The organism is Brevundimonas sp., assembly GCF_023259385.1.
Classification (GTDB): Bacteria; Pseudomonadota; Alphaproteobacteria; order Caulobacterales; family Caulobacteraceae; genus Brevundimonas.
Genome location: NZ_JAHFPF010000185.1, coordinates 1 through 7,396, shown reverse-complemented (window position 1 = coordinate 7,396; position 7,396 = coordinate 1). Strand labels below are relative to the sequence as shown.

The 7,396-nt window shown below is 68.9% G+C and carries 8 protein-coding genes and 1 pseudogene; 6 read left to right on the top strand and 3 right to left on the bottom strand.

The genetic code is table 11. The features are described from left to right. From Q0C81_RS13615 to Q0C81_RS13605, 3 genes and pseudogenes are all read left to right on the top strand, one after another. Nucleotides 1-199 (top strand): annotated as a pseudogene (locus Q0C81_RS13615) (CpaF family protein); the annotation flags it as partial. Between the two features lie 4 nt (nucleotides 200-203). Continuing rightward, the gene (locus Q0C81_RS13610; RefSeq protein ID WP_291838874.1) at nucleotides 204-1,178 is read left to right on the top strand and encodes a type II secretion system F family protein; all 975 of its coding nucleotides are present in this window, start codon (nucleotides 204-206) and stop codon (nucleotides 1,176-1,178) included. Between the two features lie 9 nt (nucleotides 1,179-1,187). Further along, nucleotides 1,188-2,168, top strand: a complete 981-nt coding sequence (locus Q0C81_RS13605; protein WP_291838871.1) for a type II secretion system F family protein — start codon at nucleotides 1,188-1,190, stop codon at nucleotides 2,166-2,168. A gap of 14 nt (nucleotides 2,169-2,182) precedes the next feature. Here Q0C81_RS13605 and Q0C81_RS13600 read toward each other — a convergent pair whose 3' ends face one another. Both Q0C81_RS13600 and Q0C81_RS13595 read right to left on the bottom strand, forming a co-directional pair. Continuing rightward, nucleotides 2,183-2,614 (bottom strand): SRPBCC domain-containing protein, encoded by a 432-nt coding sequence (locus Q0C81_RS13600; RefSeq protein ID WP_291838869.1) that lies wholly within the window; start codon nucleotides 2,612-2,614, stop codon nucleotides 2,183-2,185. Nucleotides 2,615-2,661: 47 nt separating this feature from the next. Continuing rightward, complete coding sequence (locus tag Q0C81_RS13595; RefSeq protein ID WP_291838865.1) at nucleotides 2,662-3,963, bottom strand: MFS transporter; 1,302 nt, start codon at nucleotides 3,961-3,963, stop codon at nucleotides 2,662-2,664. A 117-nt stretch (nucleotides 3,964-4,080) separates the two neighbouring features. Here Q0C81_RS13595 and Q0C81_RS13590 point away from each other — a divergent pair, with 117 nt between their 5' ends. The 3 genes from Q0C81_RS13590 to Q0C81_RS13580 all read left to right on the top strand — a co-directional run bounded on the left by Q0C81_RS13590 (nucleotide 4,081) and on the right by Q0C81_RS13580 (nucleotide 6,199). Further along, nucleotides 4,081-4,482, top strand: coding sequence for an SRPBCC family protein (locus Q0C81_RS13590; RefSeq protein ID WP_291838862.1), 402 nt, complete (start codon nucleotides 4,081-4,083; stop codon nucleotides 4,480-4,482). Between the two features lie 63 nt (nucleotides 4,483-4,545). Then, the gene (locus Q0C81_RS13585) at nucleotides 4,546-5,853 is read left to right on the top strand and encodes an amidohydrolase (protein ID WP_291838859.1); all 1,308 of its coding nucleotides are present in this window, start codon (nucleotides 4,546-4,548) and stop codon (nucleotides 5,851-5,853) included. A gap of 4 nt (nucleotides 5,854-5,857) precedes the next feature. Further along, entirely contained in the window at nucleotides 5,858-6,199 is a 342-nt protein-coding gene (locus Q0C81_RS13580; protein ID WP_291838856.1) for a RidA family protein, read from the top strand. 6 nt (nucleotides 6,200-6,205) lie between these two features. On the opposite strand, the gene dapE is transcribed toward Q0C81_RS13580, so the two are convergent. After that, on the bottom strand, nucleotides 6,206-7,366 hold the full coding sequence (dapE, locus tag Q0C81_RS13575; RefSeq protein ID WP_291838877.1) for a succinyl-diaminopimelate desuccinylase: 1,161 nt from the start codon (nucleotides 7,364-7,366) through the stop codon (nucleotides 6,206-6,208). Nucleotides 7,367-7,396 lie beyond the last annotated feature (30 nt).

The following is a 7,396-nucleotide window of genomic DNA, read 5'->3' as shown; positions in this document are numbered from 1 at the left end:
CACCGAGGTGGTGGGTCTGGAAGGCGATGTGATCGTGACCCAGGACCTGTTCGTCTACGAAATCACCGGCGAGGACGAGAACGGCAAGATCGTCGGCCGTCACCGCTCGACCGGCATCGCTCGCCCGCGCTTCTGGGACCGCGCCCGCTACTACGGCCTGGAGCGCGAGCTGGCCGAAGCCCTCGACGCGGCGGAATAGGCTGATGCTTCCGATCCTCGCCGCCGTTCTGGCCTTCATCACCATCGGCGGACTGGGCTGGGCCTTCGTCGGCGGCGGCGATTCCAGCGACGCCGCGGTCAAGCGCGCCCAGAACTTCGGGGGTCCGAAACAGAGCGTCAGCGCCGCCAAGAAAGCCGCCGCCAACACGCCGGAAGCCCGCCGCAAGCAGATCCTGCAGCAGCTTCAGGAGTCCGAGCGGGCCGAACGCAAGGCGCGGGTCAGTTTGGCCGCTAAGCTGAAGCAGGCGGGCCTGTCGACCTCGGTGCGGACCTTCTGGATCACCAGCGCGGTGCTGGGCGTGTTCGCCTTCCTGCTGCCGCTGCTGTTCGGCCTGAACCTGCTGATCTGCCTGGGCGCCGCCGTCGTCATCGGCCTGGGCCTGCCGCGCTGGGTGGTCGGCTTCCTGGGCAAGCGGCGGATGAAGAAATTCTCCAGCCATTTCGCCGACGCCGTCGACGTCATCGTGCGCGGCATCAAGTCGGGCCTGCCGGTGCACGACTGCTTCAAGATCATCGCCCGCGAGAGCCCCGCTCCGCTGGGACCGGAGTTCCAGAAGCTGGTCGAGGGCATGGGCGTCGGCCTGACCCTGCCCCAGGCGCTGGACAAGATGTACGAGCGGATGCCGACGCCGGAGCTGAAATTCTTTGCCATCGTCATCGCCATCCAGCAGAAGACGGGCGGCAACCTGGCCGAGGCCCTGTCGAACCTGACGACCGTGCTCCGGGCGCGCAAGATGATGGGCGAGAAGATCAAGGCGCTGTCGTCGGAGGCCACCGCCTCGGCCGGCATCATCGGCTCGCTGCCGCCGGCGGTGATGGTGCTCGTCAGCCTGACCACCCCGGCCTACATGGCCAAACTCTTCACCGACCCCAGAGGGCAGTTCATGCTTCTGGTGGCGGTCCTCATGATGAGCTTCGGCATCTTCGTGATGAAGAAGATGATCTCGTTCAAGTTCTGAGGACCAGACATGCCGGGCCTCATCCCCTTCTTCACCGAACCCGCCAACATCCTCAGCATTCTGGTTGGGGTGCTGGTCTTCGCCACCATCGTCACCCTGGTGAGCTCGTTCGGCGGCGGAGCGAAGCTCGACACGCGCATGAAGGCCGTCGCGGTTCGCCGCGAGGAGCTGAAGCGCCGCTCGCGCCAGGCCATCGCCACCGGCCCGGGCGGCCTGCGCCACAGCGATGAGGGGTTCAAGAAGCGCGTCGTCGAACGGCTGAACCTGACCCAACTGCTGGAGGACCCCAAGGTCGCCGACAAGATGGCCCAGGCCGGCTATCGCGGGCCCAAGCCGCTGACGACCTTCTACTTCTTCCGCTTCTCGATGCCGTTCATCTTCCTGGCGGTGTCGGTCTTCTACCTGTTCGTCTTCAACGATTTCGGCCTGCCGGTGATGATGCGGGTGACCATCTGCATGGTCTCCGCGGTGGTCGGCTTCTATGGGCCGAACATCTTCCTGGCCAACCGCATCTCCAAGCGGAAGACCTCGATCATGCAGGCCTTCCCCGACGCCCTGGACCTGCTGCTGATCTGCGTCGAGGCGGGCATGTCGATCGAGTCGGCGATCCAGAAGGTCAGCCAGGAGATCGGCGGCTCGTCCATCGACCTGGCCGAGGAACTGACCCTGCTGTCGGCCGAGCTCAGCTATCTGCCCGACCGCCGCATGGCCTACGAAGGCCTGGCCAAGCGGACCAACCATCCGGGCGTGAAGTCGGTCGCCACCGCCATGACCCAGGCCGAGACCTACGGCACGCCGCTGGGCGCGGCGCTGCGCACCATGGCCAAGGAAAACCGGGAGATGCGCCTGTCGGCGGCCGAGAAGAAGGCCGCGGCCCTTCCGGCCAAGCTGACCGTGCCGATGATCCTGTTCTTCCTGCCGGTGCTGTTCATCGTCATCCTGACGCCGGCGATCATCAGCATCCAGGACACGATGGCCAAGGGCGGTTGACCGGCGGTTGACGCCTAGCTCTCGGCCGCGGTCTTCCAGGCTTCCGCCACGGCGTCGACCGAATGGCGCAGGTGCTTGCGCTGCTTGTCGAAGAACATCTCGCCGCGCAGGCCTGTGAACAGGAAGCCGTTGGCGGCGATGCAACTGCCGGGCTCCAGCTCCTCGATCTCGAAATAGCGCATCGACCGGAACCACAGGCCCCGGTTCTCCATCCAGACCAGTTGGGCGTAGGGCTGCCATTCGCCGACGCGGCCGACGACGCGGCGCTCGGGCAGGCCCTCGATGGCTTCGTTCAGGGTGATCTCGCCGCCGAAGGCGATGGTTCCCTCGACCCCGGTCTCGATCGGGTTCCACTGATCCCAGCCGGACAGGTTCGAGACGACCTCCCAGATCTTGTCCGTGGAGGCGCGAATGCCGATGCGTTTTTCGATCTTGGCGATATCCATGCGCCCCGTCTGGCACGGCTTTCAGGACGGGAAAAGGGCGCCGGTGATCAGCGGTTGCCTTCCGGCCCCGGTTGCGAGGCGGGCGGGGTTTCCGGCGAGGGCGTCTCGTCCCGGTCAGGCAGGTCCGCCGGGCCTGCGCGCAGGCGGGGGCTCATGAAACAGAGCGCCGTCGCGGCGGCCAGCAGCAGGGCGTTGGCGATGAAGGGGGCGGGCTCGGCGAACTCATAGAGGGCCACCCCGATCACCGGCGGCGCCAGGAAGCTGAGGCCCGCCAGCGACATCATCAGTCCGGCCACCGTACCCTGTTCGGATGCGCCGACCGACAGGGACGATCCGGCGGTGAAGCCGGGCCGGGCGAAGCCGACCCCCATCGACACCACGGCGTAGCCCATGACCACGCCATAGTAGCCGGGCGAGGCGATGCTCAGCACATTGCCCGCCAGCGCCAGTCCGGCGCCCCAGCGCATCAGGTCGCGCGGCTGCAGCTTCAGCAGAGGGATCAGACCCCATTGCGCCAGCAGGGTCGCGGCCGCGCCGGCGAACATGGCCAGGGCGATGAAGGGGTGGGTGTCATGCGCCGCCGTGCCTGTGGCGGCCAGCTCATCGATGATGTGGAAGCCCAGCACGGAGATGTTCACCGCCTGCGCCCCGGTCACCAGCAGGCCGTACAGCAGGTAGTCGCGGACTCGCGGGTCCTTCCACAGGCCCTTGCCGGTCTGGTCGCGGCGGCCGCTGGGCGAGGGGATGCGCGCCACCTCGCCGCTCGGCAGCCTGCGCCAGACCACCACCAGCGCGACCGCGCCCATGGCGGCGAAGGCGTACATCGGGCCCGCCAGTCCGATCAGGGGCAGGACGAAGAGCGGCGCCAGGGTCGGGCCTACCACGGTGCCCAGTCCCTGGGCGGAGGCCAGCATCGACATCGCCTGGGTGCGCTGTTCGGCGGTGGTCCGGTCGGCGACATAGGCCTGGGCCGCGATCGGGGCGGCGGAGCCGAAGACGCCGTAGATGGTGCGGGCCAGGGCCATCAGCACGAAGGCGACGCCGAACCCAAGCCAGCCCTTCAGGCCGGAAGTGGTCGCCAGGCCGAAGCCGGTCATCGACAGGACGAAGCCCGACAGGCCGATCATCATGACCTTCTTGCGCCCCAGGGTGTCCGACAGCCGGGCCCAGTAGGGCGAGGCCAGGGTCCACATCAGGGCCGAAATGGCGAAGGCGGCCGAGACCAGGGTGTCGCGCAATTCGAACGCCCGGCCGATGTTCGGCAGCACCGACTGCAGGGCCATATTGCCCGCCGCCGCGATCAGGCTGACCGAGAACAGGATTCCGAAGGCGGGGGAGCGAAGGTTCACCGCCGGAGCCTAGACCGCGCGGCAGGCCCCGTCACCCGCCCGTCGACCTTGTCCGTTTCCCGCCAGACCCTGCGCCTTCCGGGGCGCAGGATCGCGCGACAAGGACAGGAGACGCCCATGGCCTCGATCCGCATCGAACGTATCGTCCATGCGCCCGCCGAACAGGTCTGGGACGCGATCCGCGACGTGGGCGCCCTCCATACCCGGCTGGTTCCCGGCTTCGTGGTCGACACGGTGCTGGACGGCGACGCCCGCCTGGTCACCTTCGGCAACGGCATGACGGCGCGTGAGGTCATCGTTGACCTGGACGACACCCGCCGCCGCTTCGCCTACAGCGTCCGCGCCGAGACCCTGAGCCACCACAGCGCCACCAACGAGGTCTTCGACGAGGGCGAGGGGCGCTGCCGCTTCGTCTGGGTCGCCGACCTCCTGCCCGACGCGGCGGGCCCCGTCGTCGAGCAGATGATGGACCGCGGCGCCGATGTCCTGAAGACCACGCTGGAGGCGGCGAACGCCTGACGCTTGCACAAGGGCGGCGCGTCCGCGACGGTGGCGGCTTCGGATTTCCCGGGGGACGCCTGCATGACCATTCGCCGCCTTGTCTTCGGTTCGGCCCTGGCGCTGGCCCTCTCCGCCGGAGCCGCCCTGGCTCAGGTCCCGCTCGCCCGGGTCGAGGCCGCCGTCGCCGCCGAGACGCCCAAGGTCGTCGCCTGGCGCCGCGACCTGCACGCCAATCCCGAGTTGGGCTTCTCCGAGACCCGCACCGCGGCCCTGGTCGCCGAGCATCTGCGTGCCCTGGGCCTGGAGGTCCGGACCGGCGTCGGGCGCACCGGCGTGGTCGGCGTCCTGCGCGGCGGCCGGCCAGGCCGCACCGTGGCCTTGCGGGCTGACATGGACGCCCTGCCGGTGCTGGAGGCGACCGGTCTGCCGTTCGCCTCGACCGCCACCGGAACCTACATGGGCAATACGGTGCCGGTGGCGCACGCCTGCGGCCACGACGCCCACATCGCCATGCTGATGGGCGCCGCCGAGGTGCTGGCGGGCATGAAGGCCGACATCGCCGGGACCGTCGTCTTCATCTTCCAGCCCGCCGAAGAGGGCGCCCCTCCGGGAGAGCCCAAGGGCGGCGCCGCCCTGATGATCGAGGAGGGCGCCCTGCGCGATCCGCGCCCCGACGCCATCTTCGGCCTGCACGTCGTGCCGGGCCGGGCGGGGACCGTCTTCTATCGCCCGCGCGGCTTCATGGCCGCCTCGGACCGCGTCGACATCGTCCTGCACGGGCGCCAAACCCACGGCGCCTGGCCGTGGAAGGGCGTCGACGTCATCGCGGCCTCCGCCGACATCGTCCAGACAATCAACAGCCTGACCGCCCGCACCATCGACCCGACCACGACACCCACGGTCTTCACAATCGCCACCCTCGACGCGGGCGTGCGCTACAACATCATCCCGGACACCGCGACGCTGTCCGGCACTCTGCGCACCTTCGACATCGCCCAGCGCGACGACCTTGTCCGCCGCGCCCGCACCGCGATCGGAAACGTGGCCGAAAACTACGGCGCGACCGCCGAGTTCAATGTCCGCCAGAACGCGGCCCTGGTGTTCAACAATGAGGAGCTGTCGGCCTGGCTGGCGCCGGTCCTGACCGAGGCGGCGGGGGAGGGGAACGTCAATCCGGCCACTCCGCCGACGACCGTGGCCGAGGACTTCTCCTACCTGTCGCAGGAGGTGCCGGGCGTCTTCTACCACCTGGGCGCCACGCCCGACGGCGTCGATCCGGCCACGGCGGCTCCGAACCATTCGCCCGGCTTCGACGTCAACGAGAAGGTGTTGCCGCTGGGGGTCAAAACCCATGTACTGAGCGCCCTCCGGTTCCTCGAACGGCCCTGAACCCATGATCACGCGACTGCATTCCGACGACCGCATGAGCCAGGCGGTCATTCACGGCGACACCATCTGGCTGGCCGGTCAGGTCGGCGAGCCCGGCGAGGACGTGGTCGCCCAGACCCGCACCGCCCTGGCCGAGATCGACAGCCTTCTGGCCGAGGCGGGCAGCAGCAAGTCGAAGATCGTCTCCGCCACCATCTGGCTGGCCGACATCAACGACTTCGAGGCGATGAACAGCGTCTGGGACAATTGGATCGATCCCGCCAATCCGCCGGCCCGGGCCACGGGCGAGTCCCGGCTTGCCGCCCCGGAATACCGGGTGGAGATCATCGTCGTGGCGGCGCGCTGACGCGCGTCAGCCGCGCGTGAAATAGGTCAGGATCACCCGTTCATAAGCGACGGCGAGGGCTTCCAGCTCCGCCGTCGGCACGCGCTCGTCGATCTGGTGCATGGTCTGGCCGACCAGGCCCAGCTCCAGCACCGGGCACATGGCGCGGATGAAGCGCGCGTCCGAGGTGCCGCCGGTGGTCGAGGCGACCGGGCGGCGGCCCGTGGCCGCCTCCACCGCGTCCTGCACCGCCGTCACGAACGGGCCGGGCTCGGTCAGGAAGGCGTTGCCCGAGCACAGGTGCTCCAGGCTGATCTGCAGCCCGCTCTCGGCCTGCGCTTCGCCCGCCGCCGCGTTCAGCCAGGCGATCAGGTCGTCGCCGGTGTGGGTCGGGTTGAAGCGGATGTTCAGCCGCGCCTTCGCCTCCGCCGGGATGATGTTGGTCGCCGGATTGCCGATGTCGATGGTGGTGATCTCCAGGTTCGACGGCGGGAACTCCGGGTAGCCTTCGTCCAGCACGTGGGCGTCCAGCCGCGCCAGCAGCCTGGCCATCACGGGGGCCGGATTGGCCGCCCGCTCGGGATAGGCCACGTGCCCCTGCTTGCCGTGCACCGTGATCCAGGTGTTCAGCGAGCCGCGCCGCCCGACCTTGATCATGTCGCCCAGCGCCTGGGACGACGACGGCTCGCCGACCACGCAGGCGTCGATCACCTCGCCCTCGGCCATCAGCGCCTCGACCACCTTCTTGGTGCCGTGCAGGGCGGGGCCTTCCTCGTCGCCGGTGATCAGGAAGCTGAGCGAGCCGGGCACGTCGCCGTCCGCCAGCACCCTGGACACCGCCGCGACCCAGGCGGCGATGCCGCCCTTCATGTCCACCGCGCCGCGGCCGTACAGCACCCCGTCCTTCACCTCGGCCGCGAACGGGCCCGAGGTCCAGGCTTCGGTCGCCCCGGTCGGCACCACGTCGGTGTGGCCCGCGAAGCAGAGGTTGGGCGAGGCCGCGCCCCGGCGCGCGTAGAGGTTTTCAATGTCCTCGAATTTCATCCGGCGGCAGGTGAAGCCGAGCCCCGTCAGGGCCCGCTCCAGCACATCCATCGCCCCTTCATCGGCCGGGGTGACCGACGGAATCCGGATCAGGTCGCGGGTCAGTTCGACAGGATCGATAACGGGATGTGATGCGGCGCTCATGGACCTGTGCTTTACGGGGTTCAGACGATT